A 26,090-nucleotide genomic window follows, 5' to 3' on the forward strand; every position below is an offset into this window, starting at 1 on the left:
CCCCGGAATGGACGCATAGCTCAGTTGGTAGAGCAGCTGACTCTTAATCAGCGGGTCCTTGGTTCGAGCCCAAGTGCGTCCACCATCCTCCACCGCAGAAAACAAATGTTTTCCACTGCGGCGGAGTCATGTCTGTTCGACATGGTCTGATCTGTCTTCCGACAGTTTCTCTCCCAACTGAATGATATGCGCCTGCCGCGCGACCGCGATCTTTCGCGCCTTGTTCGCGATTGGCTCGCTGCAGGTTCGCATGACGTTGAGCATCGCGTGACCGGAGATCGGCCGCACGACCGGGTTGCCCGTCTTCGACTGTATCAGGGGGCCTACTCGCCTAGCTGAGCCCCTGCCCGCGCGATCGCGCGGTACCCTGCGCCTGTGGCATCCTTGGAGCCGAATACGTCCCAGACGCGCCGGCAGCGGCGCTCCGACTAGGTCATTGGGTCGCAGTCCCTGCCCGTCCCAGCTGGGGCGGCATCGTGACGAGCAGGGAACCCTTGCGGGGAGGCGAGGCCTCATCGGCCGGATGAGGCTTTGTGGTTAAGAAATGGTTAACGCCCTCGACCGGAGCGCCGTTTGTACGCACGGTGACGCTGGTCGAAGGCCGTGGCACCTCGGCACGGATCGACTTCGGTAATGTCCCGACCATGACGGGACAGATGATGTGGAGTAATAGCTCGTCCGCATCGCGCATCGGCCCCGCCTCGCGGGTGGTCGCAAGCATGCGTTCATATTCGGCAACTGCGATGGCTGAACCGCTTCTACGGCTCACCATCGCTGACCTTGCCGATCTCTCAGCTGTGCACCTGACGTCTGTTGCCAGTGACAGCCGGGCTCGACTCTGACTTAGATATAGGCCGGCGTCGTACCATGGCCCTGGTATTTCTCGCCTTTCACGCTGCTGCGATTGAACATGCCGAGATCTCGGTTGCCCGCCTTCATACTGCTCGGCATCCGCTGGCAGTAACCACGATCCTGGTTTGTCGATCCAGCGCCATGTGGTGTCGAAGCCTTGTCGCGCATCGTGAACTCCCATTAACCCTATTGTTTAACTCTTTACACGTTCGCGTTAATTGCGACGTAACTGAGTTCGTCAGAGTCCAAGAATTGAGCGGCGCATTGGTTCCGACCGAAAATTCCGGTAAATTTAGCGAGCAACCAAAGTACCATAGTGCGCTTGGTGCCGTGATACCCAGGGCCGAGGACGTGGCGAGCCGGGCAGGCCCCAGGGTCGCAACGAGCGCCTGTTCGAGCAAGCCGCGATCAACCCGCATCGTGGTTCGCGGTCGCTGATGGGCAAGCGCAAGGTTTTGCCAAACCGTCTCACATCCCTGCGGCCGGAGCTCGGTTCGTTGCCGCCTGTCGAGCGCATCCGACACCCGATCGTGCTTGAATGTCCGCCATGGTCTGCGACGGTCCGCTACGACGGGCGTTGGCCCCTGCCATGCCATCAGGCGGGGGCCGGACTGGCGAAACTCGGTACGCCCGACATGGGCATCACCTGCCTTTATGGTGGACGATTAGCGCCCCGTCAGCCGCTCATCATAGCTCGAGGTCGGCGCCGTGAAGAGCGCATCGGGAGGCTTATAGGGATCCTAGGACCCGAATGCTTTGCGGGCCTAACCATGGTCGACTTGGACATTCTTACCAAGAGAACGCACCATGGGTGACCGGGAAAACCGCGCATACAAGAAGCGCTACGCCAAGGGCCGCACCGCTTACGGCCGCGATCGCGCAAAGGGCGCTGATGCCAATGGCGGCACGTTCAACACCTCCCTGACGAAGCGGTACGCGGGCTATTATGACGCGATGTGACCAAGGTGCCCGGTTCGAAAGAGCCGGGCGCTTTACATGGGGCGGCCCTGCGCATGTTCCCTGAAAACGCTTGGGCCATTCCAATCAATTTGAACGGCACTATTCAGCAGACGCGCTCGCGTTATGCCCGATGTTAATAGCCGCGCATGATCTAAAATGGGAAACCTAAGGTAAGAATTATTTTGCGATCATGCTCCATCGAACCGTATGGGCCGGAGAACAAAGAAAAGGCCGGGGGGCGTATAGTGACATCGAGCAGCGGCATCGGAACAGAATTTAGGCAGGACACTGCAAGGAAACCGGGCCAGATCGATGCAATACAAGCCCTGCGGGCGTTTGCGGCTCTCGCGGTGGTTGCGCATCATGCGTTCCGCGCCACGACGCTGCATGACGCGCCCCCGGGCGCTTACGCACCGCAAAGCTGGATTATCCAAGCCGGGGCTGCCGGCGTAGACGTCTTCTTCGTCATCAGCGGCTTTCTGATGGCATTCATTTCTCAGAAATTTTTCCTAGGCCGGAATTCGCCTGCTGACTTCATGATCGACCGGATCGTGCGCGTCTGGCCCCCATATGCATTGGTCACCTTGGTGGCGTGCGCCCTGATCGCTGCGAGGTCTGGCTTCGGCCCGGAGCTCGCTATGCCACGCCTATTGACGATCTTTTTCATCCCCTCATTCGACATATCAGGCAACCTGCAGCCAATTATCGGGCCGGGGTGGACGCTATGTTATGAGATGATGTTCTACGCCTGCTTTACTCTCGTAATCGCAAGTGGCCGCAAGCACGCCATACTGAAGCTTTCCATTTTAATCGGCGCTCTATATCTTTTGGGTGTCTTTAGCACCAATAAGGTAATGCACGTATTCTTAGCCGAGCCTATCGTTTTCGAGTTCGTCGTCGGTGCGCTCATCGGCTTCAGGTTTAGGGAGACAAATCAGAAGGTGCGTTTGCCGATCGTGTGGATCGCTGCTGGCATGATGGGCATGCTCGTCGGAGTATATGCTGACATTCCCCTGCAATACCGGGTGTTCACCTACGGCATCCCAGCGACCCTGCTGTTCGTCGGGTTTCTGTCTCTAAGCGATAACATCCGGTGGCCCTCGGCGCTGCTCTTCATCGGAAATGCCTCATACGCTATCTACCTGACGCACATACTCGTGATCTATATGTTCACTCGTCGCATGCCCATCTTCGTAGAGCACGGGTTGGAACCGCTCGCCGTCTATGGGGCATCGTCGATTGCGATATTGGCCGCCATCGTCGTCGGTTCGCTATTCTACATGGCTGTCGAAAAGCCGGTGTTGCGCTTATCTCAGCACCTAGTTGCTGGTCCGGCAATGGCGCGAACGCGGCCTTCAAGAAGCGCACCTGCAACTGCCGTGAATGGTGCAGAATAGCAGAAGGGCTAATATTGCAGCAGCGCCTCGTCCCCAGGCAGGTAGCGCTCTTCGGTCAGGTCCAGTGACCGGACTGTCGACGACCTTGCCGCGTCGCGGTGCAGCCACCCCGGCGGCGCGGTCTTCGGCCGCTTGCCGCACTCACCGCAACGGAAGAACCGGGTCAGCCTCGGTCCCCCGGTAGGCTTCGAGGTTGACCTCCGTATGCCGTCCACAGCCATAGATCAGATCTATGGTCTGGATATCGAGGGGCCGCATGTTTTCAAGGTCCATGGGGAGCGGGATCGACCACTGCAGTCGCGCCTCATCGACCGCGTCGACCGCTGCCGCGATGCGCGCCCAATCAGCCTGGTGGAGATCATCCTCTAAGGTATCGAGCAGCGTGGCGACAACAGGCGCAGACGCCAGCGTGCCATGCTTCTCACGGCGGAGGATGTCTCCGCCATGGAGGGCAACGGCTCGCGATCAGTCGCGACGTCGGCGTGTCAATTTTCTCAGCTGGGCTTGATTGAGTTCCCGGGTCCGCTTGCGATCGGCGATCAACGCCCGCCGAAGCGCTGCACCGTGCAGCGGCTGTGCAATCCACCTTGACGACCGCGCGCGCGCAGGCCGCGCCTTACGTCTCGCGGGTGAAAGCCTCCGTGCCTTTTTGAGCATTGACGCTCGAGCCTGGCTCAGTGCGGCATTGGCCTTCTGCGCCACGGGAGTGTTGCCACCGTCAGCGGGAACTGCGGTCGAGATGGCGGCTGTCTGCGGTCTGACAGGCGGTGCGATGGGGGCTTTTGGGGTTTGGGCGACGGGAGCCTTGACCAGAGCCGGGCGGGGATCTGCCTGGCGGGTGTAATAGGCTGCGCCAACCGTGCTCATGATCCCCAGAACGACCGCGGCGATCGCCGAATATCGTGCCGTACGGATGCTTCGTTGGTTACGGGCCGTGAGGACCGACAAACGCTTGTCGATGTCCTGACGCTGGTTCGCGAGCGCCCAGAGCGCCGCGTTGCTCCCGATCCTCGCGCCGTAGTGCGAACCCGGAATCGTGCTCGCGGCGACCAGATATTCTCGATCGGCCGGCTCGATGGCCGGCGGTTGCAGGGGAGGATCGTCGGGGAGTGCTTCCGCAGACCGGGTTGCCGTTGAGGGAGATTCGCTGCTTGCCATGGCAAAGCTACGTATCAGATTGAATTAGGTTTTATGCAGCCAATCGGTCCCGACATAGCACACCGACGCCAATACTCCCCGGATGGCAGGCCGGGTCCTGCTTCAGGCCGCGACCGTTCCTCGTGGCGCAGGGCCATTCGATCGGGACGGCTGGGGCTTGGGCGCGATGGCCGCCATATAGCCGACCAGCATCCACAAGGGGGCGGCGACCTTCATCGAGAAGATCGCGGTGCCGCCGATCATCATGTTGGCGAAGAGATAGACCGCGGTCGCCCAGGCGCAGCGCTTCGAGGCGGTGTCCGTCGCGCGCTGGCCGAGCGAGAAGAACAGCCAGATCGCGATCAGCCCGAAGATCGAACTCGACGCGGTGACATAGCCGAAGCCGGTATCCATCAGATGCCGCGCCTTCATCGCATTCGCACCGAATATGGTCGGAATGTCGAGCTTACGCAGCGCCTCGGTGGTGATGCCCAGTCGGCCGATCAGATCGTCGGTATGCTCAACATTGTCACCGACGACGAGAAACGCCAGCAGGACCAGGACCGGTGCAATTAGGAGGGTGAACCACCGCGACAGATGGGGAAATATGAAATATCCCATCATCGTCACCACCGCCAGCGCCGATGACGTCCGCGTGTTGTTCGAGAGCAGGATCAGCAGGATCGTCGCCACCATCGTCGTCCGGATGGCGACGCTCAGCCGCCCCCATGTGGCGACGAGGAAGACGCAGAGGATTCCGGCGAAGTTCGCGTTCGAAACCTGCTCCAGGAACACCGACGAGGTCCGCGCGCCCGAAAACACGCCAAAGGAAAAGCGCGATTCGAACCCCGCCGCATTGTTGAACAGGCCGGTCTCGTTGAACTCGCTCACCTCCATGCCGCGCGTTGCCGCATAGTAATTGCCCGGCTGGAACACCGACACATAGGCGGTCGGGAAGGCGATCTCGAAGATCAGCACCGTCAGCGTGATGATCGTGAGCAGCGCAAAGGCGAGATGCACCTGGGGAAAGCTGCACCGACGGCCGAGCAGGAAGAAGGACGCGATGATCGCGACGTTGCGAAAGGCATCGGGGAACACCGCATCGCTCGCGAGCGACGTGAACACCGCAAGGAGCGCAAACAGGTAGAGCAAGCCGATCGCCGGAGCGTCTTCGCCGTCTGGACGGCGCTTGAACAGCGCCAGCCCCATCGCGCCGCCGAGCAGCAGCCCCTCCATCGCGATCGGCGCCGCGGACGTGAGGCCCTTCACATGCGCGCTGATGATCGCGAGCATCGCATTGTACAGGCTCGCGGAGACGACGAGCGTGACCGCGAGGATCCCGAACCTTTGATCGCTGATCAGCGCCTTGCCGCCGGGTGGCGCCGCCGTCTTGGGCCGCGCCCTGACCCCGGTGATAGGTTGTGAAGTCTTCATGGTGTCACCGTTTGCGGTTGGTGCGGATAATCGAGGCCGACGCGCCGCTCGAGGAACATTCTACGGCTGCGCGTCGATGGCCAGCCCTAAATCCCGGCTCAGGATGTGCCCAGTTCGGCGGCGGCGGGCGGCTTGCGGCCACCGCGCAGCAGCCTGTTCATGCCCTTGAGCAGCGGGAGTTCGATGGTCCGGTGGACGACGATCCCGGCGACGCTGCTGACGACGAGCGCGAGGATAACGAAGACGGCACCGTTCGCCATGCCCAGATCGAGACCGACGACATGGGCCGCGACGCGGGTGCCCGCGATCACGAAGATATGGCTGAGATAGATGCTGTAGGACGCGTCGCCGAGCAGGGACAGTTTCGGCAGGTCGGGCAAATGGCCCGAGATCTCGATCTGGAGCGCCGCGCACAGCAGAATGACCGCGGGTATGCCGAGGACAATGAATTGCGAGACGGAAGGCCTTTCGAGATCCATCCAGAACAGCATGGCGAACGCGCCAAGCCCTGCCACCGCCCAGATGCCGGGCGACAGGCGCGGAAGACGGCGGATCGTACACGCCAGAACAATCCCCGCGAGAAATTCGGCGAGGCGGTCCGTACCGTAGAAGGCCGCGGTCGTCCCGGAGAGCCACGTCTTGGCCGACACGTACACGAGCGCCAGCAGCACGGCGACGAACAGGGGCCTGAGCGACTGCCTGACGGCCAGCGCGCACGCAAACACCGCGTAGAACATCATCTCGGTATTGAGCGTCCAGCCTGGAACGATGACCGGTGTCAGGACCTCCGCATTGGTCGCGGCAACGGCCGGGTTCCAATAGGGGAGAAACAGGAGCGAGAAGCCGAGATGCGGGAGGTCGAACTTGGTCGACCGCAACAGATCGCCGAAGAACAGCGCGACCATCGCGGCAAATATCGTCAGGACCCAGTAAAGCGGCGCGATCCGGATCAGGCGCTTGACCAGGAAGTCGCCAATGCCGACCTTGCGGTCCCTGGTCGTCCACCACATGACGAACCCGCTCAGGACGAAGAATATGTCGACGCCGAAGGATCCGGACAGCGGAAGTTCGCGAATATTCGCCACCTGCTCGACTTGTACGACCGCGTGGAAATAGACGACGGCCAGTGCAGCGACACCGCGCAGATATTGCAAGGACGACAGGTGCATCCCGGATTTTGGTACGGAGGTCACTGATTGTCCGCCTTACAGTTTAAACAGGTTTACTAGCCCTGCGGCACGCGACCGGTGCTGCAGGACAGGATATTCAACTATTATACGCTCAGAATTGGGCATCTGACGGGGTACAACCTCAGAGTCATAGGGTGCTCGTCGAACCACGTCGGCGGTTCAGCGCCATGTCGACGGGCTTAAAACCGCGTTATCAGATAGATAGAGGGCATATCTGACCGCACGCTGGTCCCCATCCGGTGTCGTGAGCGGGCTTCTGGCATAGAATGGCGCTGACTTCCACGGGATTCCCGGCGTCGGCGCGACCCGGAATGGCACTGACCGCGGCGGACAGGCGTGTCGTCGCATCGAAGCATCTGGTTACCGGACGATTCACTTTAGCGATGATCTCGGCCATGTTCATGCCGGACACGCGCCACCTGTGTCACACGAGTCGACGGCATCTCTCGAGCTCTGTCAGTAATTGTGACGCTCTCGATAATTATTCCACGGCAACGTCTTGTTGCGGAAGAAAAATTTAACACAAACTGGCTATTTGAGGGATCGCACTGTGCTTCACATCGAGAGCACGGCATTCCATCCAAACCTCGTAGGTGAAGTAAGATGATTCTTCCTCGTGTCATCGCCGCTGCCACGGCCCTGCTGTCCTTCGCCACGGCCGCCGAGGCCGCGCCGCGGTTCGGCGTCAATCTCGCGGGATGTTCGTTCGTCGCGAACGGCGCCCTGTGCCCGACCGTGGCCGACGTCGCCTGGTACGTCGACAAGGCCGGGTTTCGCAGCATCCGCCTGCCGTTCAACGGCAGCCAGATGAATGACCCCGTCGTCCTCCAGCGGGTGGTCGACGTCGTCAAGGCGGCCAGCGCGCGCAACGTGCCCGTGATCCTCGACCGCCATGACTATAAATGGCCGACGCCGGCGGAGCAGATCGCATTCTGGCTGCCGATCCTGCGCAAGCTCGACAATTCCGAAATGGTCATGATCGACCTGATGAACGAGCCGCGCTTCTTCACCGATCCCGTGGTGACGAACGACTGGATGCAATGGGTTCGCGATACCAACCAGATCGTCGCAGGCATTCGCAAGGCGGGGTTCAAGCACCGCATCCTCGTCGAGTGGCCACAATGGTCCGCGTCATTCCGGTTCGACAAGAACGAACCGGCCAGCCGGGACTGCGAGAGCGCTGCGTGCGCGATCGATCGCTCGGGCGGCCTCATCGACCCGCTGAACCGCATCATCCTGTCGCCGCATCGCTATTTCGACACCGGCTCCAGCGGTACCAATGCGGAGTGCGTCAGCGAACCGGCGGGCGACGGCGGACTGAAGATCTTCGCTGCGGCTGCCCGGAAGCGGGGATATCGGGCGATCCTGGGCGAATATGCACTGGGAAGCTCCAAGGGGCTGCCCGCATCCTGCACCGCGATCGCGGCGAACGTCGTCAAGTCGATCAAGACCGACAGTGACGTCTGGCTCGATGCGATGGCCTGGGGCGGCGGTCGCGCGTGGACGGAATCCTATTTCTTCAAGATCGAACCGACCAAGGGCACGCGGGAATCGGTGCCGGTGGCGGCCTACACGAAGATGATCGCGGGACAGTAAGCCGCGAGGGCCCCTCCCTCGCAGGCGCGGCGTGAAGGGCCGTATTCCGGCTCTTCACGCCCCTACCGGCCGACCTGCATCAGGATGGCGTCGGAGGGGAGCAGCTTGTCGAGGAAGGGCAGCAGCGCGGCGCCGATGACCGGTGCGTCGGCGGCGAGGGCGCCGCGGATGATCGTGGTCATCGGGGGCTGTACGGTGACCGCCAACGCGCCGGCGAGGCGGGCGATCAGGCGGTCGAGCAGCGCGGTGTCGAGCCGGCCGCCGATGACGATGGCGTCGGGATCGATCAGGCAGGTGATGTTGATCAGCGGTGCGATCAGCGCCTTGGCGGCGAGATCGACCCAGCGTTCGAGCACGCGGTCGGTCTGCGGATCGGCGGGCCGGATGTCCTTCTGGCTTTCGACATCGAGGCCGGCGTCCTTCAGCATCTGCAGCAGCGCCGAGATCGAGACGATGTCCTGCACGACCGCGCCCGGCGCCGGGTTGGTCGCGTCGGGCAGCAATCCCAGTTCGGCGCTGCGCTTGTTCGCGCCCTCGACGAAATGGCGGTCGATCATCAACCCGCCACCAAGCCCGGAATTGATCAGGATATAGAAGAAGCTCGCCAGCGGTGACCCCGCCCCCGCCTGCGCCTCGCCGATCGCCGCCGCCGCCGCATCGTTCTCGATCACGGTCGGCCAGGGCATGACCGGGGCGAGCAGCGCGGGGATCGAGAGGCCCGCCCAGCGATCATAATCCGACGGCCGCCCCGGCAGCGTGATGACGCCCAGATCATTGGGTACCGCGACCCCGACGCCGATCACGCGGTCGCGTCCGACCCCGGCCTCCGCGAGCAGCGATTCGAGGTTGTGCGCGGCGAACGCGACGACGTCCTCGGGCATCGCAAAGGCGATATCCTGCGCGATCCGGCTGCGCACCTGACCCGCGAGATCGAGCGCGACCAGCGTCAGGTGATCGCGATCGATGTTGAGGCCGATCGCGACGCAGCCCAGCGGCTCGATCGTCAGCTGGATCGCGGGCTGCCCACGCGGGCCCTGAAGGCGGCCGACCTCTTTCACCAGACCGGCGTCGATCAGCCGGCGCGTGATGTTGGCGATCGTCGGCGCGGTCAGCCCGGTCGTCCGGCTCAGCTCGACACGGCTGGTCTCCGGGCTGAGCCGGATGGCCTGCAGAACCACGCGCTGATTATAGTCGCTCGCACGCGCCAGGTTCGTGCCCGACAACGACACTGCGAGGCGCGCACCGCGCGCTTCCCGTATCGGTTTGTCCATCGTGATATGCCCCTCCGACGTATTCTTACACGTCCGGCGAAAGAAAAGTCGATGGGCCCGGCCGGGCTCATCGATCCGCCCGGGCCCTATCACGCGCCACCCCGCTGCAACCGCATGGAAAACCGACCGCGTGAAAGAAAATTAAATTTCTTAATCTGCTTGCGCCCCGGTACGTCGGCCCCTAGCCTTGACCCCAGCACATCATGTCGCGCCGCCGTTCAATGGTTCGACAGTATCTTTCCGGCAATCCCGACGATGACGCCGGCCCCGGACGTGTATTGGAGAGGCGCATTGGCAGCATCACGAGGCATCGCCTGCAAGGACACCGGGCGATTAGTGAAGCGTGTACGGAGCAATGTTCTTCCCGGACTTGCGGGTGCGGAGATGTCGGCCGCATGATCGGGGTGTCATCTGCTGCACTACTTCGCCGCGACATGCTGAAGGCCGGCGCTGCGGCGCTGTGCGCGGCAGCGGCGACGCCCGCGTTCGGCTTCGCGGCGTCGGCGCCCGTCGCTGGCGGCGCCCGGCCGCCGCGCGATCAGCGTCGCTTCGTCAGTCCGGCGGTTGAGCAGGAGATCGTGCGGGTGAAGGCGAGGATCGCGGATCCCGCGCTGCGCCATCTGTTCGAGACCTGTTATCCCAACACGCTCGACACGACGGTCCGGTTGGGGATCGTCGACGGCAAGCCGGACGGGTTCGTCATTACCGGCGATATCGAGGCGATGTGGCTGCGCGACAGCTCGGCGCAGATGCAGACCTATGTCCATCTCTGCCGCCGCGACCCGGCGCTGCGCCGCCTGTTCCACGGCGTCATCCAGCGCCAGGCGCGGTGCATCCTGATCGATTCCTACGCCAATGCCTTCATGGCGGATCCGCAGGCCAAGTCGAACCTGGGCGCGATCGACGACCTGACCGAGATGCGCGCGGGCGTTGCCGAACGCAAATGGGAGCTCGATTCGCTCTGCTATCCGATGCGGCTCGCCTACCTTCACCGACCGCGAATGGGGCTATGGCGACGAGGATCCCGCGATCTTCGACCCCAAGCAGTTCGATGCCGACCAGATCGTCGCCGCGGCAAAGGCGGCGAACCTGCGCGGCCTGATCGTCACCGCCAAGCACCACGACGGCTTCTGCCTGTGGCCGAGCAAGTTCACGAAACACAGCATCGCGAGCAGCCCCTACAAGAACGGCAAGGGCGATATCGTCGGCGAACTGGCCGCCGCATGCCGGCGGCAGGGGCTGAAGTTCGGGATCTACCTGTCGCCCTGGGATCGCAACCATCCGGACTATGGCCGGCCCGAATACATCACCTTCTTCCGCAACCAGCTGCGCGAGCTGCTGACGCAATACGGGCCGATCTACGAGGTGTTCTTCGACGGCGCGAACGGCGGCGACGGCTATTATGGCGGTGCGCGCGAAGTGCGGAAGATCGACGCGGTCCCCTATTATGACTGGCCGTCGATCATCGCCTTCGTCCACGCGCTGCAGCCGATGGCCTGCACCTTCGATCCGGTCGGCGCGGACCTGCGCTGGGTCGGCAACGAGGAGGGCGAGGCCGGCGACCCGTGCTGGGCGACGATGGACGACAAGGGCTTCACCGAGGAAAAGGGCAATGCCGGCGTTCGCGGCGGCGCGATCTGGTGGCCGGCCGAGGCGGATGTCTCGACCCGCTATGGCTGGTTCTGGCACGCCTATGAGGACGGGCAGAGCCGCAGCCCCGCCAATCTGATGAAGATCTATTTCGAGACGGTCGGGCGCAGCGCCGGGCTGTTGCTCAACCTGGCCCCGGATACGCGCGGGCTGGTGACCGACGAGGATGTCGCGAACCTGACCGCGTTCGGCACGGCGATGCGCGCGATGTACGCCACCGACCTGAGCAAGGGTGCGATCGCCTCTGCGAGCAGCGTGCGCGCCGGGCATGACGCATCGCATGTGCTCGACGGCAATCCCGAAAGCTTCTGGGTCAGCGCCGATCGGGCGCAGGTCCCGACGCTGACGCTCGACCTGAAACAGCCAAGGCTGTTCGATGTCGTCAGGCTGGCGGAGCATCTGCCGCTCGGGCTGCGCGTCGACCGGTTCGCGATCGACGCTCAGGGCCCGACCGGCTGGACCGAAATCGCCAGCAAGCAGGGCATCGGATCGCAGCGGCTGATCCGGCTCGACGCGCCGATCACCGCGCGGCGGGTCAGGCTGCGGATCACCGCAGCCGCCGCGGCGCCGGCGATCACCGAATTCGGCGTGTATCTCGCGCCCGTGCTGCTCGATCCGCCGCACATCGTTCGCGACCGCGAGGGCGTGGTCACGCTGACCAGCGATTCCCCCGGGCTGGCGATCGCCTACACCACCGACGGCAGCGTGCCGACGATCGCATCGCCGCGCTACACGGCGCCGTTTACGATGCGCGATGCGGGGATCGTCCAGGCGATCAGCATCCACGCGGCCAAGGGTGCGGTCAGCAGCGTGGGGCGTCGCAACTTCGACATCCGCAAGAGCGACTGGAAGATCTTGCGGGCCAGCGCGCCGCTGGCCGAGCTGCTGATCGACGAGAAGAACCGCACCGACTGGGTCGCGCCGCTGACCGGTGCGGACGGCAAGCCGTGTTCGGTGACGATCGATCTTGGGCGTAGCGTCGAACTGCGCGGGTTCGTGCTGAAGCCCGGCTGGCACGCGCCGCAGGGGGCCGGCGACCCCGCCGCCTGGCGCGTACGCATCGGCGACGACCCGGGGCTGGCCGACGCGCCGCAGGAGCAGGGCGAGTTCTCGAACATCGCCGCCAACCAGGCGCCGCAACGCCTCGCCTTCGCGCGGCCGCACCGTGGCCGCTACATCGAGATCGCCTTCACCCGGACCGCCAAGGGCGAGACGCGGCTGGCCATCGCAGAGCTCGGGGTGCTGACGCAGTAGACCGGTCGCGGCGCGGCGTGTGATGGCAAGTAACCAAAAGCTAAGTCTTTGTTGTTTAACATAGCGCAATGTTCATATCGCTCACTGCGCGGATCGTCGCGATCGGCCTCATCGTGGTCCTGGCACTGGGGTCGCTGGCCGGGCTGCTCGCCGACGCCTCGTACCAAGCCAGCCAGAGCTTCCAATGGGCCGCCCATTCCGCGCAGGTCATCGAAACGACCGAGGCGGCGCTGAACGATCTGCGCGAGGCCGAATCGGGCCAGCGCGGGTTCGTCATCACGCGGGATCCGGCCTATGCCCGGTCCTTCGCCAAACGCCTGGACAGCGCCGCCCGGACCATCGCGCGGGTTGCGGGCCAGACCCGCGACAACCCGCGCCAGCATGCCCGTGCGCGCGAAATGGCATTGCTGATGAAGGAGCGGTCCGCCTTTCTGCGCCAGCCGCTCGACCTTGCCCGCCGGGGCAATTTTGCGGGAGCGGTCACGATCATCGCCAGCGGCCGTGGTCGCGACCTGATGGATGCGATCAGCGTGCGCGGGGAGGCGTTTCTCGAAGAGGAACGCGCGTTGCAGACCACGCGGCAGGATGCGGCGGCGCAGCGCCTGCGCCGCGGCAAGCGGCTTGCGATCTTCGGCGCGATCGCCGTCGCGCTGATCGTCATCGGCGGCTTTACCTTGCTGGTGCAAGGTATCCGCCGCCCGCTGGAAACCATGTTGCGCGCGATGACCGCGCTCGGCAGCGGGGACGAGCAGACGCGGATCGATACCGCGATGGGATCGCGCGAATTCAACCGCCTCGCGATCGGCTATAATGCGATGGCCGACCGGCTGGAGGGCGCGGTTTCCGATCAGGGCGCGAGCGAGCGCCAGCTGCAGGTCGTCAACGCCGAGCTCGAACGCAATACCAAGACGCTGCGCGAACGCGGCGACGTGATCGAGCTGCTCGGCGGCATGGCGCATCGCATGCAGGCCGCACGCACCGACGACGAGCTGGCCCAGATCATCCGGGTGTTCGTACCGCAGGTCCTGCCCGACATTCCCGGCGCGCTGTACGCGCACAACAACTCGCGCAACTGCCTGGTCCCGGTCGCCAGCTGGGGGGACATCGTCGTGCCGGACGATGGCTTCGCGCCGGAGCGGTGCTGGGCACTGCGCCGTGGTCAGAGCCATTCGGTCGTGGATCCGCGCCGCGACATCGTCTGCGCGCATGTCGACGAGGACGAGGTCTATCACTGCGAGCCACTGCTCGCGGGCGGCGAAGTCATCGGCGTGCTCTATCTGCGCGGCCGGATCGAGGCCGAGAACCGCTTCCGGATGAACGTGCTGACCGAGAACATCGCCTCGGCGCTGGTGAACCACCGCCTGCAGCGGTCGCTGCGCGAACAGACGATCCGGGATCCTCTGACCAGCCTATTCAACCGCCGATACATGGAGGAGGCGCTCAAGCTGGAGATCGCCCGCGCCTCGCGGTCGGGCAATCCGCTCAGCCTGGTCATGTGCGACGTCGATCACTTCAAGCGGTTCAACGACGAGTTCGGTCACGACGCGGGGGACGCGGTGCTCCAGCAGGTCGCGGCCGAGATGCGCAGCCGGTTCCGCGACGGCGATGTCGTCTGTCGCTTCGGCGGCGAGGAGTTCACCATCATCGCACCGGGCACGACCGCCGAGGCGCTGGCCAAGCGTGTCGATATCGTCCGGCAGGCGATCGCCGAGATCGCCGTCCGCCACGGGAACCGCGCGCTGGGATCGACCAGCATGTCGTTCGGCATCGCGACCTGGACGGACATCATGGACCGGGAGGGCGCGACGCTGATCCAGGCGGCGGACATGGCGCTGTATCAATCCAAGCGCGACGGCCGCAACCGCGCGACGATCAGCGCGCTCGCGGCCTGATCAGGGCGCTCCGGAGATCGATATCCTCCGCCGTACCGGGCGGTGTCAGAAGAGCTTGCGCAGGCCCAGCCTGACGGACCGGCCGACCGGATCGATATACGCCGCCTGGAACCGGTTCGGCGTCCGCCCGAGCCGATCGCGAACCGCGATACGGTCGTTGAGCAGGTTTTCGACCGTCAGCTGCAGCGTCATGTTGCTTGCCCAGGGACGTTTGACGATCTGGTCGACCTTGAGCGAGCTATAGGGCACCAGCCAGGTCCGACCTGAAAAGCGCAGATCCGACGCCGCCAGGTCGCTGCGGATCCGGGTCGGCCCCTGAAGACGGCCGTACACGCCGATGCTCGCAGCCCCGAGCGATCCGCTGAGGTTCAGCTCGGTTTCCCAGCGCGGTCGTCCGCCGGTGCCGGTCAGCGTGTCGCCATCGAGGAGATCGAGTGCCGGCCCCCCGCTCCGCAACGACAGGCGATCGTCGAGCCGCCACGTCGTGGTCATCGACATGTTGAGGTGCGGCCGGGGCCGGGGTGGCGCCGGCGGTGGCACATCCTTCGCGGCGATGCCGACGGGCGGCGTCAGCGGCGCAGGCGCACGCCCGATCGGCGTCGACAGGCTGATCGTCGCCTGCATCTTCGTTTCGCGTTCGCGGGCGATGTTGACCGGCCGCAGGTCGGCGCTGACGAGCTGTCCTGTTGCATCACGCTGAAACGCCCCGGCAAACGCGGTCTGGAAGGCCTGGGTGGCGCTGCCCAGCGTCGCGGTCTGATTGTCGATGCGCGTCTGGAGATAATTGAGCGTGAGCCGCAGATCGCGGGCCTTGATCGGCGACACGGCGACACCCAGCGTGACGAGCCGCCGGCGTTCCGGGTCGAGCGCGGGATTCCCGCCGGCGATCGTCGTGACGAGCACGCTGGTGCCGGTGGTGAAATCGAAAAACGGCGTGTTCGGGGTGGTCACCGTCGGGTTGGTCAGCAGCGCGATCGCCGGCGGGGTCTGCGCGGCATTGACCGAGGCGATCAGCTGGACCGGCCGCACCGGCGACCATGTCAGGCCGTAGTTCGAACTGAGCAGCCGGCCGTAATCGGACACGTCCGAGACGCCGATCATGCCGTTGACCGACAGCTGTCCGAGAAACGCGAGAACGTCCTGATTGGCAGAGGCGATCGGCAGATCCGCGTTGACGCTGGCCCCACCCGTGGTGCGCGTCAGATCGAGCGTCGTGTCGCGCAGGCCCGGCAGGCTGCCCGAACTGCTCGACCGGGCATAATCCCCCGAGAGCGTGATCTGCGCGTCGCCGGCCGGCAACCGGACCAGCGGGCCGTTCGCGACCGCCTTTGTCAGCAATGTGCCGGTAACGGTCCGGCTGCGATCGGCCAGCCGAAGCGCCGCCGCCTCGGGACTTACGCGCGCCAACGGATCGCCCCCCGCATCGATCGCGGCCTGCAGATCGTCGATCGGCACGCCGCGTTCGGACCGCGCCACCCCCTGCACCCGGTCATAGCTGGTCGTGACGTTCCACCCCCAGCGCCGGATACTGCCTTGGACCATGCCCGATCCATGCAGCGTCAGGCTGGTGCTCCGCTGCCGGAGCACCGCATCGGGCAGGTAGCGATAAAGCAGGACATCGTCCGCAAAGGGCAGCGCGCCGCGTCCTCCCGGCACACTCAGCAGCGCGGGCGTCAGACCGTTCACGCCGATGTTACGCTGCGCTTCCATCGACAGGTTGAGCGATCCGCTCATCGTCCGCCCGATCGGCGCCGCGAGCGTTCCGTCGACCGAAATCCTGTCGCTGCGCTGCTGGAGCGAGCGATAACGCCCGATATCGGTGACCGCGGGTGCGCCGGCGCCGGCGGCATAGCCCGCCAGAGTGTCGCGCCCCGCCGGGTCGTCCGGCACGGCGGCGATCGTGACCGGGGCCCCGACGAGCGCATCGAGCGCGGGATCGATACTGGCCCCGCCTATTCCCGTGACGGTGCCGCCAAGCGCATAGAGCGTGTCCGGATCGGGCAGGATCGCGCGTTCGCTCTGCAGGATCGGGTTGAGGCGAAGATGCGACAGCGTCAGCGTCGCGCGGCGCGGCCCGTCGATCCGCGCGGCGGTCACCTCGGCGTAGCTTGTCTCGCCCCCGCCTTCGGTCGTGACACCCGTGGCCTGCTGGTAGGTGACCGCGCGAAACCGCTTCTTGGTGATGAAGTTCATCACCCGAACGGTGGCCGGAAACCCGAAACGTGCGGCCTCGGACTCGGGCAGGACCTCGATCTTCTCCATCGCCTCCTGCGGCAGGCTGTAGAGTTCGTTCATGCTCGACATGCGTCGACCGTTGAGCAGATAGACCGGATCGCCGCCGCTCGCCGACGTCGTCAGTGGCTTCAGGCGCTCCAGCAGCGTCTTGAGATCGGTCGCACCCAGCGACTGGATCCCGGCCTGATCGAGGGTCGCGGTCGGATCGATCGCCCCGACCGCGCTGCCCGCGCTCCGCTGGCCCGTGATGACGATGTCGTCGCCCGACGCCGATGCCGGCACGGGGATCGCCTGCGTCGATCCGGCCGTGGGACACACCACGCCGCCCCCGAGGCAGACGAGCATCGACGGGTACAGGCGGACCGGCGCGTGAACCCTCACGAACGGCGGATCAGGATGGCGGGGGGATCGATCATCGTCACACTCTCACGCAGCGGGCGACATCGAGTGGAGCGGTATTATATGTCGGGAATAGGGCGGCTTGTGAAAGCAGGCAGGGCAGTATGCCTGAAGGCAGCGCGGTCACGCCGCGGATCGGGGCGTCGGGACGCGATCCGGCGCATCGCCGGCATGGGATGCCGCAAGACTATTGCCTATCGTCCGGGCCGGATTACGCTTCGTCATCGGAGCGCGTGACTGCGAGTCGGAGATCGATGGTCGCGCGCTGCTGCAGGTCTATCCGAGGTGATCCGCTATGGCCGTCAGGGACAAGGCTTCGATCGATACCCAGCATGCCGTTATCGTCGTGATCCGGGGCGATCCGGTCCCCGACGCCGCGATCCCGACGATCGAACTGGATCTCGCGAAATTTCAGAGCGGTCGCTGGGCGTTGCAGCTCGACGCGGCATTTGCCCGGCGCGAGGAGCCGGCGGTGATCCTGGCGCAGGGGGTCGCCTGCCTTGCGGTCGCGTGGTGGGCGCAATTGTCGCCGCGCAGCTATCTGCAGGCGATCGAGGGCGCGGTCCTGCTGTCGCCGCTGTCGATCGGCTTCGGTCAGGAGGCGATCGCGGCGGCGGCGCGTCCCGGGCCGACAACCCGCCTGCCCTTCCCGTCGGTCGTCGCCTGTGCCCCGGGTCCGTTCATCGACCGGGTGCTGGCGCTGGCCGATCGCTGGGGCAGTCATTTCGTCGAGCGCGGATCGATCGCCGCTCCGGCGCCGACGACGCGCACCGCCACCCCGACCGAGGACGAGGCCCGGCTGATCGCGCTGCTCCCGCTGCTCGAGCACCGGGTGCCGGGCGATGCCTTCGCGCCCGGACCCCGCCCGGCACGGCGCCTCCGCCGACCCGCCGCGATCGACTGAGCGCGCCTGCCGTCGGCGCTGCGCCGCGAGGCCCGCCCCTTCCCACCCCCCGGTCGGCATCGTCGCCACGCTGACGAGCGCGCCGCAAGCGTGCCTCGTCGAGATCGCGCAGGTCGATCCCGCGGATCCATTGAAGCGACCGCCGGCGCCGGCGCCGTTCGCTAAACCCAGGCTTGATCGGGCCAAAGCCGCTATCGATGGCGGTCCCCGCGTCGGCGTGGCAGAGGGCGCGCTCAATTCATCCGAGGCTTCATGACCGATCTCGCCGTCCTTTACGAACATCCCGCCTGGTTCGTGCCGCTGTTCGCGGCGCTCGACGCGCGCGGCGTCGAGTTCTCGCGCGCCACGCCGGACGGGTTCTGGAACCCCGCGGACCAGACTGCGCCGGCGCGCGTCGTGTTCAACCGGATCGCGATGTCGAGCTTCCTGCGCAGCGACGAGCATCCGATCTTCGACACGATGGCGATGCTCGATCACTGGCGCCGCACCGGTGCGCGCGTGATCAACGGCGCCAACGTGCTCGCGATCGACGCCTCCAAGGCGCGGCAATTGTCGCTGATCGCATCGCTCGGCCTCGCAATCCCCGAGACGCGCGTCGTCCACCGCGCCGCCGACATCGTCGGCGCGGCGCAGACGCTGCGCTTTCCGCTGGTCGTGAAGGCCAATATCGGCGGTTCGGGCGCGGGGATCATCCGCTTCGACAGCCTCGACGAACTCCGCGCCGCGGTCACCGACGATGGCCTGCCGGGCAGCGTCGACGGCGTGTTACTGGTGCAGGAATATGTCCCCGTCCGGGGTGGCGCGATCACCCGGATCGAGACGCTCGACCGCAAGTTCCTCTATGCGATCGACGTCGCAGGCGGCGGCGCGTTCGATCTCTGCCCCGCGGATGCGTGCGTCGTCCCCGGCTCGGGGATCAAGATGGCCGCGGTCGAGCCGTCGCAGGTGCTGAAGGATGCCGCCGAGGCGATCGCGCGCGCGGTCGATCTCGATGTCGGCGGGGTCGAGGTGATGATCGACGACCGCGACGGCGTCGCGCGCTTCTACGACATCAACGCGCTGTCCAATTTCGTCGCCAAGCCGCTCGACGTGCTCGGCTGGGATCCGCATGACCGGCTCGTCGATTACCTGATCGAACAGATTGGGAAGACTCGTTGATGCGCTATGGCTATTGGACTCCGGTTTTCGGCGGCTGGCTTCGCAACGTCCCCGACGAGGGGATGGAGGCGAGCTGGGCCTATACCAAGGCGCTGACGCAGAATGCGGAGCGCTGGGGCTATGACCTGACGCTGATCGCCGAGCTGAATTTGAACGACATCAAGGGTGTCGAACAGCCCGCGCTCGATGCGTGGTCGACCGCGGCGGCGCTGGCGGCGGTGACCGACAGCATCGAGCTGATGGTCGCGGTGCGCCCCAATTTCCACCACCCCGCGCTGTTCGCCAAGGCGGCGGCCAATATCGACCGCATCTCAGGCGGGCGCCTCGCGCTCAACGTCGTGTCGTCCTGGTGGGCGGACGAGGCGAAGCAATATGGCCTGCAGTTCGACCAGCATGACGATCGCTATGCGCGGACCGACGAATGGCTCTCCGTCGTCGACGGGTTGTGGACGCAGGAGCGGTTCGACTTTGCTGGGCAGTTCTACACCACCGAGCAGGCGATCTGTTCGCCCAAGCCCGTCAAGCGCCCCACCGTCTATGCCGGCGGCGAGAGCGAGAAGGCGAAGGCGATGATCGCGGCCAAGTGCGACGCCTATGTCATGCACGGCGACCCGGCCGACGCGATCGCGCCGAAGATCGCCGACATGGCGGCGCGACGCGAAGCCGCGGGCGGCGCACCGATGCAATACGGCATGGCCGCCTATGCGATCGTCCGTGACAGCGAGGCCGAGGCAAAGCGCGAGCTCGAGCGGATCACCAGCGTCACCGAACTGCCCGCAGGCTATGCCAATTTCGACCAGTGGCTGTCGGGCACGCAGCTCGAACGCGAACTGAAGATCCAGGAATATTCGGTCTCCAACCGCGGACTGCGCCCCAATCTGGTCGGCACGCCCGAACAGCTGAAGGAGCGGATCGCGGAGTATGAGGCCGCCGGGCTCGACCTGCTCTTGCTCCAGATGAGCCCGCAGGCTGAGGAAATGGAGCGGTTCGCGGTGCAGGTCATGGGGTCCGCATGATCCGCCTGCGCGACGTTTCCAAAACCTATCCGGCGAGCGATGCGGCCGCGCTCGACGGCGTGTCGCTGGAGATTCCGGCACGCGGCGTGTTCGGGGTGATCGGTCAGTCGGGCGCGGGCAAGTCGACGCTGATCCGGCTGATCAATGCGCTCGAACGGCCGACGTCCGGGCGCGTCGAGGTCGACGGGATCGACGTCGCAGGCCTGTCGGCGGCGGATCTGCGCGCGCTCCGGCGGCGGATCGGCATGATCTTCCAGAATTTCGGGCTGCTCTCCTCGCGGACGGTCGCGGCGAACGTTGCCTTCCCGCTGGTGCTCGCCGGCGTCGCGAAAGCGACCCGCGAGAGCAAGGTCGCCGCCTTGCTGGACCGGGTCGGCCTGTCCGATCACGCCGACAAATACCCTGCTCAGCTGTCGGGCGGGCAGAAGCAGCGCGTCGGTATCGCCCGCGCGCTCGCCACCGACCCCGACATCCTGCTGTGCGACGAGGCGACGAGCGCGCTCGACCCCGAAACCACGCGCTCGGTGCTGACGCTGCTGCGCGACCTCAACCGCGACCTCGGGCTGACGATCGTCCTGATCACGCACGAGATGGACGTCGTCCGCTACGTCTGCGACCGCGTCGCGGTGCTGGAACGCGGCCAGGTCGTCGAGACCGGCACCGTCACCGACATCTTTGCCCACGCCGCGCATCCGGCGACCCGGCGCATGCTGGCGGCGCTCGCGGCATGACATTCTTCGAAAATGTCGACTGGTCCGATATCGGCCAGGCATGCCTCGACACGCTCATCATGCTCGGCGGGTCGCTGGTGCTGACGATCCTGCTCGGCCTGCCGCTCGGCGTCCTGCTGTATCTGACCGGCAAGGGTCGGCTGATCGAGAACCGGCTTGCCAATGGCGCGCTCGGGATCGCCGTCAACATCCTGCGATCGGTGCCGTTCATCATCCTGCTGATCGTGATGATCCCGCTGACCGTGCTGCTGGTCGGCACGTCGCTGGGCGTCGCGGGGGCGATCCCGCCGCTGGTGGTGGGGGCCGCGCCCTTCTACGCACGTCTGGTCGAGGGATCGCTGAAGGAGATCGACCGGACGACGATCGAGGCGGTGCAGGCAATGGGCGCGACGACCCGCCAGATCGTGACGCGCGCGCTGATCCCCGAGGCGATGCCGGGGCTGATCTCGGGCGCCACCGTCACCGCGGTCGCGCTCGTCTCGTTCACCGCGATGGCCGGGGTGGTCGGCGCGGGCGGGCTCGGCGATCTCGCGATCCGGTTCGGCTATCAGCGCTTCCAGACCGATGTGATGGTCGTCACCGTCGTCCTGCTGGTCGTCCTCGTCCAGATCATCCAATATGCCGGCGACGCGCTCGCCCGCCACTTTACCCGCCGCTAGGAAATGCCATGAACCGCCGCACGCTTCTCGCCTCGCTCTCGCTGCTCGCGCTCGCCGCATGCGGTGGCGCCAAGACGGATGACGGCACGGCGCTGACCGTCGCCGCAACCGCGGTGCCGCATGCCGAGATCCTCGAATCGATCAAGCCGGCGCTCGCCAAGCAGGGTGTCGATCTCAAGATCCGCGTCTTCAACGATTATGTGCAGCCCAACCTCCAGGTCGAGCAGAAGCAGATCGACGTCAGCTATTTCGAGACCAAGCCCTATCTCGACGAGTTCAACGCTTCGCGCGGCACGCATCTGGTTCCCTATGCGGGCGTCCATGTCGAGCCGCTGGGCGCCTATTCGCGCAAGTGGAAGACGATCGCGCAGGTCCCGAACGGCGCGACCGTCGCGATCCCGAACGAGCCGAGCAACGGCGGCCGCGCGCTGCTGCTGCTGCAGAAGGCCGGGCTGATCACGCTGAAGAACCCGACCAATGCGCTGTCGAGCCTCAACGACATCGCGACCAACCCCAAGACCCTCAAGTTCAAGGAGCTGGAGGGCGCGACCCTGCCCCGCACGCTCGGCGAGGTCGATCTGGCGCTGATCAACACGAACTATGCGCTCGACGCGAAGCTGAACCCGGTGCGCGACGCGCTCGCGATCGAGGACAAGAACAGCCCCTATGTCAATTTCGTCGTCGGCCTGCCCGGTGGCGACAAGGATCCGCGCGTCGTCAAGCTGATCGCCGCGCTGCGAAGCCCCGAGACGCGGCGCTTCATTGCGGACCGTTATGCGGGCGCGGTGCTCCCCGCGTTCTGAGCCGCGGTGACGAACGGATCGCTGCACGTCATCCGCCCGGGCGCATCGACCCGCCCCGAGACGCGGCGGCGATAGGTCGGCGCGGTCGCCGCGGTGATCGTGACGTCGTACCAGCCATGGCTGTTGCGGAGCGGCCAGCGGTAGCGCGTGTCGACCAGCCCGGTCACGAGCGCCGCCGCCCCGACGCGCTCGACCTGCGCGACCAGCCCGTGTTCGCGGTGTCCGGCGGGGAGCACTAATGCCAATTCGGTCGGTGTCGCGTGCCAGACGAGCCGCGACACCAGTGCCGGGTCGTCACGATGCCCCGCATAATGCCGGTGGAAGCCGTTCGGGCCTAGCACCCAGAGGTCGTAGCGGCCCTCCGCGTCGAACCCCCATTGCCCGTCCAGCGTGCGCCCGGGCTCGACCGTGAAGCGGCGTGGCGGCTGGTCCAGGCTCCGGCGGTCATAGACGTGGAAGACCGCGGCCTGCGTGCCGTCGGCCGCAAAGTGCAGCCGGATCGCGTCACCCGTCATCGTCTCAGCGACGCGCAGCGCATAGGGTAGCGGGCGGGACCGGCGGATGCCGGGTTCCTGCCACGGGAGGGACTCGCCCGGCGGTGCCTGCGGGCTCGGCTGCCGGGGGATCGCCGCGGCGCGTGCGGCATCGGCGCGCGGATCGGGCATCGCCACGAAGGGCGCGACGTCGGCGGCGGTGAAATCGAATGCCGAGGTCAGGTCGCCACAGACCGCGCGGCGCCATGGCGTGATGTTGGGCTCGTGGACATCGAACCGCTGTTCGAGGAAGCGGATCACCGAGCTGTGGTCGAACACCTGCGAATTGACCCACCCGCCCCGGCTCCACGGCGAGACGACGTACATCGGCACGCGCGGCCCCAAGCCATAGGCGCGGCCGCGATAGGCGGGGAGGTCGAGCGCCGCGTCGCCCTTGCTCGGGCGGAGATGGTAACTGCCGGTCAGATCGACGGTCGATCCGCCGAGCAGCGTGCCGTCGGCGGCGCGCGACGGCGGCGCGGGCGGCGGGACATGATCGAAAAAGCCGTCATTCTCGTCGAACATGACGAACAAGGCGGTCCGCGCCCAGATCTTCGGATCCGCGGTGAGCGCGTCGAGCAGTTCGGCGGTATAGGCCGCACCCTGTGCCGGGCTCGACGGACCGGGATGCTCGGATCCCTTCGCGGTGGCGATGACATACGACACCTGTGGCAGTCGCCCGGCCAGCACGTCGGCGCGCAGCGCGTCGAGCCCGCGCGTCGTCAGCCCCCGGTCGCGCAGTTCCGCGTCGCCTGCCGCATGATGCGCCGCGCGGAAGGTGGCGAACCCGACCAGCGGGTTGTCGGTGAAATTGTCCGCCATGTCCTGATAGATGCGCCAGTCGACCCCCTTGGCCTGCAACCGCTCGACGATCGTGGTCCAGCGATAGGGTTCGGGATCGCCGCCATCCTCCGGGAAACTGTCATGCGAATTGCCGATCGCCGGACCGCCCAGCGTGCCGCCGGGATCGTTGGTGCCGCTCCACAGGAACAGCCGGTTGGTGTTGGTCCCCGTCTGCACCGAACAGTGATACGCGTCGCACAGCGTGAACGCCTCGGCGAGCGCGAACTGGAACGGCAGGTCCTCGCGCCGGTAATGCCCCATCGCGCGCTGGCTCTTCGCCTCGGGCCAGTGCGCCATCCGCCCCTCGTCCCAGCCACGCTGCGCATCGGGCCAGCTGTGCGGCGTACCCTCCATCCGCATCAGGTCGAAATTGGTGCGGGTGGCGAGATGAAAGGGCAGCACGGTCCGCGCGCCGCCCGGTGCCGTCCGGTCGCGCTGATACCAGACCGGCGCCGCCGCCCCGCCCGCAGCCGTTGCCGGCACGGGGATCGGCAACCGGTCGGCAAAGCCGCGGACGCCGCGCAACGTGCCGAAATAATGATCGAACCCGCGATTTTCCTGCATCAGGATGACGACATGCTCGACATCCATGATCGAGCCCGTCTTCACATCGGGCGCGATCGCCGCGGCGCGCGCGATCGCCGCGGGAAACGCGGACAGCGCGGCACCGGTGGCGCCTGCACCGAGCAGTGTACGACGGGAGACATCGGTCATCGGGGCAACCCACAGGAGGAGCGCATGGTCCGCAAACGCCCGCGGACCATGCCCGGTTCAGATCGGCAGTCGAGCGACAGCGGCGACGGCGTGTTCACCCGGGATCGTTAGTGCCGACAGGTTGCACCGGCGTGACACGCGATCGTCGACGATGTCCGTGACAGGCGCTTTCGCGGTCAGCGGCCGGAGCCGTCGCAGCCCCGTCCGCGCCGACGCAGGCGCGCGGCATGGACGGCGTCGACCGTGTGGCTGTGCCCGCGGCGTTCCGCCCGGACCATCTGCCCGACGCGTTTGCCGTGGATCATCAGCGGCAACCCGAGCAGCGCGAGCGGGAAGAAGAGGAGCATCAGCGGCGATCCGTCGACCGCCATGCACAGCGCACAGGAGACGGCCATCAGCGCGAAGCCGCCCGCCTTCCATTGCAGGTCGCGCCGCGTCATGCCGCCTGCCTCCGCACGCGCGTCGCGACGGGATCGCCGATCACGAGGGTGCCGGCGGCCGCCAGCAGCCGCGCGATGCCGCCGTCCTGGTCGTGGCACAGCACGATGTCGGCGGGGAAATCGGCTTCGCGGGCGAGCGCCTGCGCCAGACCGCCAACCTCGAAGTCGAGCCCGATCGCGGGATCGTGCAGCCGCGCTGCAGCGGCGCGGGCGCGGCCGATCAGCGCCGGCGCATCGGCGACGCCCTGCCCCTCGATCGCGGTGAAGCCGAGCGCGCGGGCGTAACGCACGGTTTCGATCAGCAGCGTCCCGCATGCACAGTCGGCATCGACGATCCGGACCGCGTGGCGATGCCGTTCGCGCAGATCGGCGAGCGCCGCCGCGATATGCGGCCAGCGCGGATCGCGCGTCGCGCGGCGTGCGCAGGCTCGGGTCATGGTGGCGGGCATGTCCGCCTTCGCTTCCGCCGTGGCGCCGAGTGCCGGGGTCACACGCCCGTGGCCCGCCTTGTTCTGGCCGAGAGGAATGACGCGCCCGCGTGCGCGGGGCTCCGGCGTGGGTTCAGACGACATGTTCGCGCTTTTGCCTGTGTGATCGGGCGTCCAGGCGCCCGCAAACCCGAATTACGAACCGCGGCATAGGGATTCGAGAGCGATTCCCCGAAACCCCATAGTGGCGCCATAGTGGGCGCAACGGCTCGTCGCATTTCAGTGCGTGGTCGCTGGCGTGGCGCGGACGCGGGGCCGCCAGCGCTCGCTGACCGCGATACCGTCGAACAGGTGATGCCCGAGTAGCACCATGACACTGCCCGCGCTCGCCCCCAGAAAGCCGATCGCGGCGAGCGCGAAGGCCAACGCACCCGCGGCGTGAGGGGAAAGCGCGAGGGCGGACAGCCGCCACACGGCGATGTACGCCATTGCGCAGAGGAGAAGTCCCACCGCGCGCAGACCAAGATCCGCGCGCCGCGAACGATGCCACGCTGCCATGCCACTCTCCTTGTCGTGGCCCTCCAGCTATCGGCC

Annotated in this window: 21 protein-coding genes, 1 tRNA gene and 1 pseudogene; 13 read left to right on the forward strand and 10 right to left on the reverse strand. The window is 66.1% G+C overall.

From position 1 onward, the window contains the following. The first annotated feature begins 9 nt into the window (after positions 1–9). Positions 10–85, forward strand: a tRNA-Lys gene (locus IFT87_RS00290). 758 nt (positions 86–843) lie between these two features. Here the strand turns inward: IFT87_RS00290 and IFT87_RS00295 are convergent. Further along, positions 844–1,020 carry a hypothetical protein gene (locus IFT87_RS00295; RefSeq protein WP_160172618.1) on the reverse strand — a complete coding sequence of 59 codons (177 nt, stop codon included), beginning with the start codon at positions 1,018–1,020 and terminating at the stop codon, positions 844–846. Positions 1,021–1,659: 639 nt separating this feature from the next. Here IFT87_RS00295 and IFT87_RS00300 point away from each other — a divergent pair. Beyond that, positions 1,660–1,812: a hypothetical protein gene (locus IFT87_RS00300; RefSeq protein WP_157840552.1), complete on the forward strand. Its 153-nt coding sequence runs from the start codon at positions 1,660–1,662 to the stop codon at positions 1,810–1,812. Between the two features lie 245 nt (positions 1,813–2,057). Then, positions 2,058–3,209 carry an acyltransferase family protein gene (locus tag IFT87_RS00305; RefSeq protein ID WP_192007145.1) on the forward strand — a complete coding sequence of 384 codons (1,152 nt, stop codon included), beginning with the start codon at positions 2,058–2,060 and terminating at the stop codon, positions 3,207–3,209. A gap of 465 nt (positions 3,210–3,674) precedes the next feature. Here the strand turns inward: IFT87_RS00305 and IFT87_RS00315 are convergent, their stop codons facing one another. The 3 genes from IFT87_RS00315 to IFT87_RS00325 all read right to left on the reverse strand — a co-directional run bounded on the left by IFT87_RS00315 (position 3,675) and on the right by IFT87_RS00325 (position 6,973). Further along, a complete protein-coding gene (locus tag IFT87_RS00315; protein ID WP_152555433.1) occupies positions 3,675–4,367 on the reverse strand; it encodes a hypothetical protein in 693 nt (230 codons plus the stop codon). A gap of 102 nt (positions 4,368–4,469) precedes the next feature. Further along, positions 4,470–5,780, reverse strand: coding sequence for a hypothetical protein (locus tag IFT87_RS00320; RefSeq protein ID WP_192007148.1), 1,311 nt, complete (start codon positions 5,778–5,780; stop codon positions 4,470–4,472). A 98-nt stretch (positions 5,781–5,878) separates the two neighbouring features. Beyond that, entirely contained in the window at positions 5,879–6,973 is a 1,095-nt protein-coding gene (locus IFT87_RS00325) for an acyltransferase family protein (protein ID WP_152555432.1), read from the reverse strand. A gap of 600 nt (positions 6,974–7,573) precedes the next feature. Here IFT87_RS00325 and IFT87_RS00330 point away from each other — a divergent pair. Then, positions 7,574–8,566: a cellulase family glycosylhydrolase gene (locus IFT87_RS00330; RefSeq protein ID WP_031440167.1), complete on the forward strand. Its 993-nt coding sequence runs from the start codon at positions 7,574–7,576 to the stop codon at positions 8,564–8,566. A gap of 62 nt (positions 8,567–8,628) precedes the next feature. Here IFT87_RS00330 and IFT87_RS00335 read toward each other — a convergent pair whose 3' ends face one another. Next, a complete protein-coding gene (locus IFT87_RS00335) occupies positions 8,629–9,837 on the reverse strand; it encodes an ROK family transcriptional regulator (protein WP_037531182.1) in 1,209 nt (402 codons plus the stop codon). 434 nt (positions 9,838–10,271) lie between these two features. Between IFT87_RS00335 and IFT87_RS20235 the strand changes: the two are divergent. The 3 genes and pseudogenes from IFT87_RS20235 to IFT87_RS00350 all read left to right on the forward strand — a co-directional run. After that, positions 10,272–10,766, forward strand: a pseudogene (locus IFT87_RS20235) (glycoside hydrolase family 125 protein); the annotation flags it as partial. A gap of 1 nt (position 10,767) precedes the next feature. Continuing rightward, complete coding sequence (locus IFT87_RS00345; RefSeq protein ID WP_192007149.1) at positions 10,768–12,741, forward strand: alpha-L-fucosidase; 1,974 nt, start codon at positions 10,768–10,770, stop codon at positions 12,739–12,741. Positions 12,742–12,809: 68 nt separating this feature from the next. Next, positions 12,810–14,633: a diguanylate cyclase gene (locus IFT87_RS00350; RefSeq protein WP_192007151.1), complete on the forward strand. Its 1,824-nt coding sequence runs from the start codon at positions 12,810–12,812 to the stop codon at positions 14,631–14,633. 45 nt (positions 14,634–14,678) lie between these two features. Here the strand turns inward: IFT87_RS00350 and IFT87_RS00355 are convergent, their stop codons facing one another. Next, positions 14,679–17,249, reverse strand: coding sequence for a TonB-dependent receptor domain-containing protein (locus IFT87_RS00355; protein WP_197975083.1), 2,571 nt, complete (start codon positions 17,247–17,249; stop codon positions 14,679–14,681). A 313-nt stretch (positions 17,250–17,562) separates the two neighbouring features. Here IFT87_RS00355 and IFT87_RS00360 point away from each other — a divergent pair, with 313 nt between their 5' ends. The 6 genes from IFT87_RS00360 (at position 17,563) to IFT87_RS00385 (ending at position 22,538) form a co-directional block, all read left to right on the forward strand. Continuing rightward, positions 17,563–18,171: an alpha/beta hydrolase gene (locus tag IFT87_RS00360; protein ID WP_192007153.1), complete on the forward strand. Its 609-nt coding sequence runs from the start codon at positions 17,563–17,565 to the stop codon at positions 18,169–18,171. A 252-nt stretch (positions 18,172–18,423) separates the two neighbouring features. Beyond that, positions 18,424–19,329 (forward strand): ATP-grasp domain-containing protein, encoded by a 906-nt coding sequence (locus tag IFT87_RS00365; protein WP_192007154.1) that lies wholly within the window; start codon positions 18,424–18,426, stop codon positions 19,327–19,329. Next, on the forward strand, positions 19,329–20,345 hold the full coding sequence (locus tag IFT87_RS00370; RefSeq protein WP_037529438.1) for an LLM class flavin-dependent oxidoreductase: 1,017 nt from the start codon (positions 19,329–19,331) through the stop codon (positions 20,343–20,345). Before IFT87_RS00365 ends, IFT87_RS00370 begins: the two co-directional genes overlap by 1 nt. Beyond that, positions 20,342–21,076, forward strand: a complete 735-nt coding sequence (locus IFT87_RS00375) for a methionine ABC transporter ATP-binding protein (protein WP_084215117.1) — start codon at positions 20,342–20,344, stop codon at positions 21,074–21,076. The genes IFT87_RS00370 and IFT87_RS00375 overlap by 4 nt, the downstream gene beginning before the upstream one ends. Then, entirely contained in the window at positions 21,073–21,735 is a 663-nt protein-coding gene (locus tag IFT87_RS00380) for a methionine ABC transporter permease (protein ID WP_107932587.1), read from the forward strand. The genes IFT87_RS00375 and IFT87_RS00380 overlap by 4 nt, the downstream gene beginning before the upstream one ends. A gap of 8 nt (positions 21,736–21,743) precedes the next feature. Beyond that, complete coding sequence (locus tag IFT87_RS00385) at positions 21,744–22,538, forward strand: MetQ/NlpA family ABC transporter substrate-binding protein (protein ID WP_037529442.1); 795 nt, start codon at positions 21,744–21,746, stop codon at positions 22,536–22,538. Here the strand turns inward: IFT87_RS00385 and IFT87_RS00390 are convergent. The 4 genes from IFT87_RS00390 to IFT87_RS00405 form a co-directional block, all read right to left on the reverse strand. Further along, on the reverse strand, positions 22,508–24,628 hold the full coding sequence (locus IFT87_RS00390; RefSeq protein ID WP_192007155.1) for a phosphocholine-specific phospholipase C: 2,121 nt from the start codon (positions 24,626–24,628) through the stop codon (positions 22,508–22,510). The genes IFT87_RS00385 and IFT87_RS00390 overlap by 31 nt on opposite strands. 176 nt (positions 24,629–24,804) lie before the next feature. Further along, positions 24,805–25,068 (reverse strand): hypothetical protein, encoded by a 264-nt coding sequence (locus tag IFT87_RS00395; protein ID WP_037529445.1) that lies wholly within the window; start codon positions 25,066–25,068, stop codon positions 24,805–24,807. After that, positions 25,065–25,640, reverse strand: a complete 576-nt coding sequence (locus IFT87_RS00400) for an SAM-dependent methyltransferase (RefSeq protein ID WP_245336700.1) — start codon at positions 25,638–25,640, stop codon at positions 25,065–25,067. The genes IFT87_RS00395 and IFT87_RS00400 overlap by 4 nt, the downstream gene beginning before the upstream one ends. Positions 25,641–25,775: 135 nt before the next feature. Continuing rightward, positions 25,776–26,054, reverse strand: coding sequence for a hypothetical protein (locus tag IFT87_RS00405; protein WP_128082125.1), 279 nt, complete (start codon positions 26,052–26,054; stop codon positions 25,776–25,778). Between the last annotated feature and the right edge of the window lie 36 nt (positions 26,055–26,090).

This window comes from Sphingomonas sp. CFBP 8765 (genome assembly GCF_014841445.1).
GTDB lineage: Bacteria > Pseudomonadota > Alphaproteobacteria > Sphingomonadales > Sphingomonadaceae > Sphingomonas > Sphingomonas aerolata.

What these genes read in the sequence shown, in the direction of transcription:
- IFT87_RS00295 (WP_160172618.1), bottom strand. Translation starts at nt 1,020, where the DNA reads ATGCGCGACAAGGCTTCGACACCACATGGCGCTGGATCGACAAACCAG.
- IFT87_RS00300 (WP_157840552.1), top strand. Translation starts at nt 1,660, where the DNA reads ATGGGTGACCGGGAAAACCGCGCATACAAGAAGCGCTACGCCAAGGGC.
- IFT87_RS00315 (WP_152555433.1), bottom strand. Translation starts at nt 4,367, where the DNA reads ATGGCAAGCAGCGAATCTCCCTCAACGGCAACCCGGTCTGCGGAAGCA.
- IFT87_RS00320 (WP_192007148.1), bottom strand. Translation starts at nt 5,780, where the DNA reads ATGAAGACTTCACAACCTATCACCGGGGTCAGGGCGCGGCCCAAGACG.
- IFT87_RS00330 (WP_031440167.1), top strand. Translation starts at nt 7,574, where the DNA reads ATGATTCTTCCTCGTGTCATCGCCGCTGCCACGGCCCTGCTGTCCTTC.
- IFT87_RS00335 (WP_037531182.1), bottom strand. Translation starts at nt 9,837, where the DNA reads ATGGACAAACCGATACGGGAAGCGCGCGGTGCGCGCCTCGCAGTGTCG.
- IFT87_RS00350 (WP_192007151.1), top strand. Translation starts at nt 12,810, where the DNA reads ATGTTCATATCGCTCACTGCGCGGATCGTCGCGATCGGCCTCATCGTG.
- IFT87_RS00360 (WP_192007153.1), top strand. Translation starts at nt 17,563, where the DNA reads ATGGCCGTCAGGGACAAGGCTTCGATCGATACCCAGCATGCCGTTATC.
- IFT87_RS00365 (WP_192007154.1), top strand. Translation starts at nt 18,424, where the DNA reads ATGACCGATCTCGCCGTCCTTTACGAACATCCCGCCTGGTTCGTGCCG.
- IFT87_RS00370 (WP_037529438.1), top strand. Translation starts at nt 19,329, where the DNA reads ATGCGCTATGGCTATTGGACTCCGGTTTTCGGCGGCTGGCTTCGCAAC.
- IFT87_RS00375 (WP_084215117.1), top strand. Translation starts at nt 20,342, where the DNA reads ATGATCCGCCTGCGCGACGTTTCCAAAACCTATCCGGCGAGCGATGCG.
- IFT87_RS00380 (WP_107932587.1), top strand. Translation starts at nt 21,073, where the DNA reads ATGACATTCTTCGAAAATGTCGACTGGTCCGATATCGGCCAGGCATGC.
- IFT87_RS00385 (WP_037529442.1), top strand. Translation starts at nt 21,744, where the DNA reads ATGAACCGCCGCACGCTTCTCGCCTCGCTCTCGCTGCTCGCGCTCGCC.
- IFT87_RS00390 (WP_192007155.1), bottom strand. Translation starts at nt 24,628, where the DNA reads ATGACCGATGTCTCCCGTCGTACACTGCTCGGTGCAGGCGCCACCGGT.
- IFT87_RS00395 (WP_037529445.1), bottom strand. Translation starts at nt 25,068, where the DNA reads ATGACGCGGCGCGACCTGCAATGGAAGGCGGGCGGCTTCGCGCTGATG.
- IFT87_RS00400 (WP_245336700.1), bottom strand. Translation starts at nt 25,640, where the DNA reads ATGTCGTCTGAACCCACGCCGGAGCCCCGCGCACGCGGGCGCGTCATT.
- IFT87_RS00405 (WP_128082125.1), bottom strand. Translation starts at nt 26,054, where the DNA reads ATGGCAGCGTGGCATCGTTCGCGGCGCGCGGATCTTGGTCTGCGCGCG.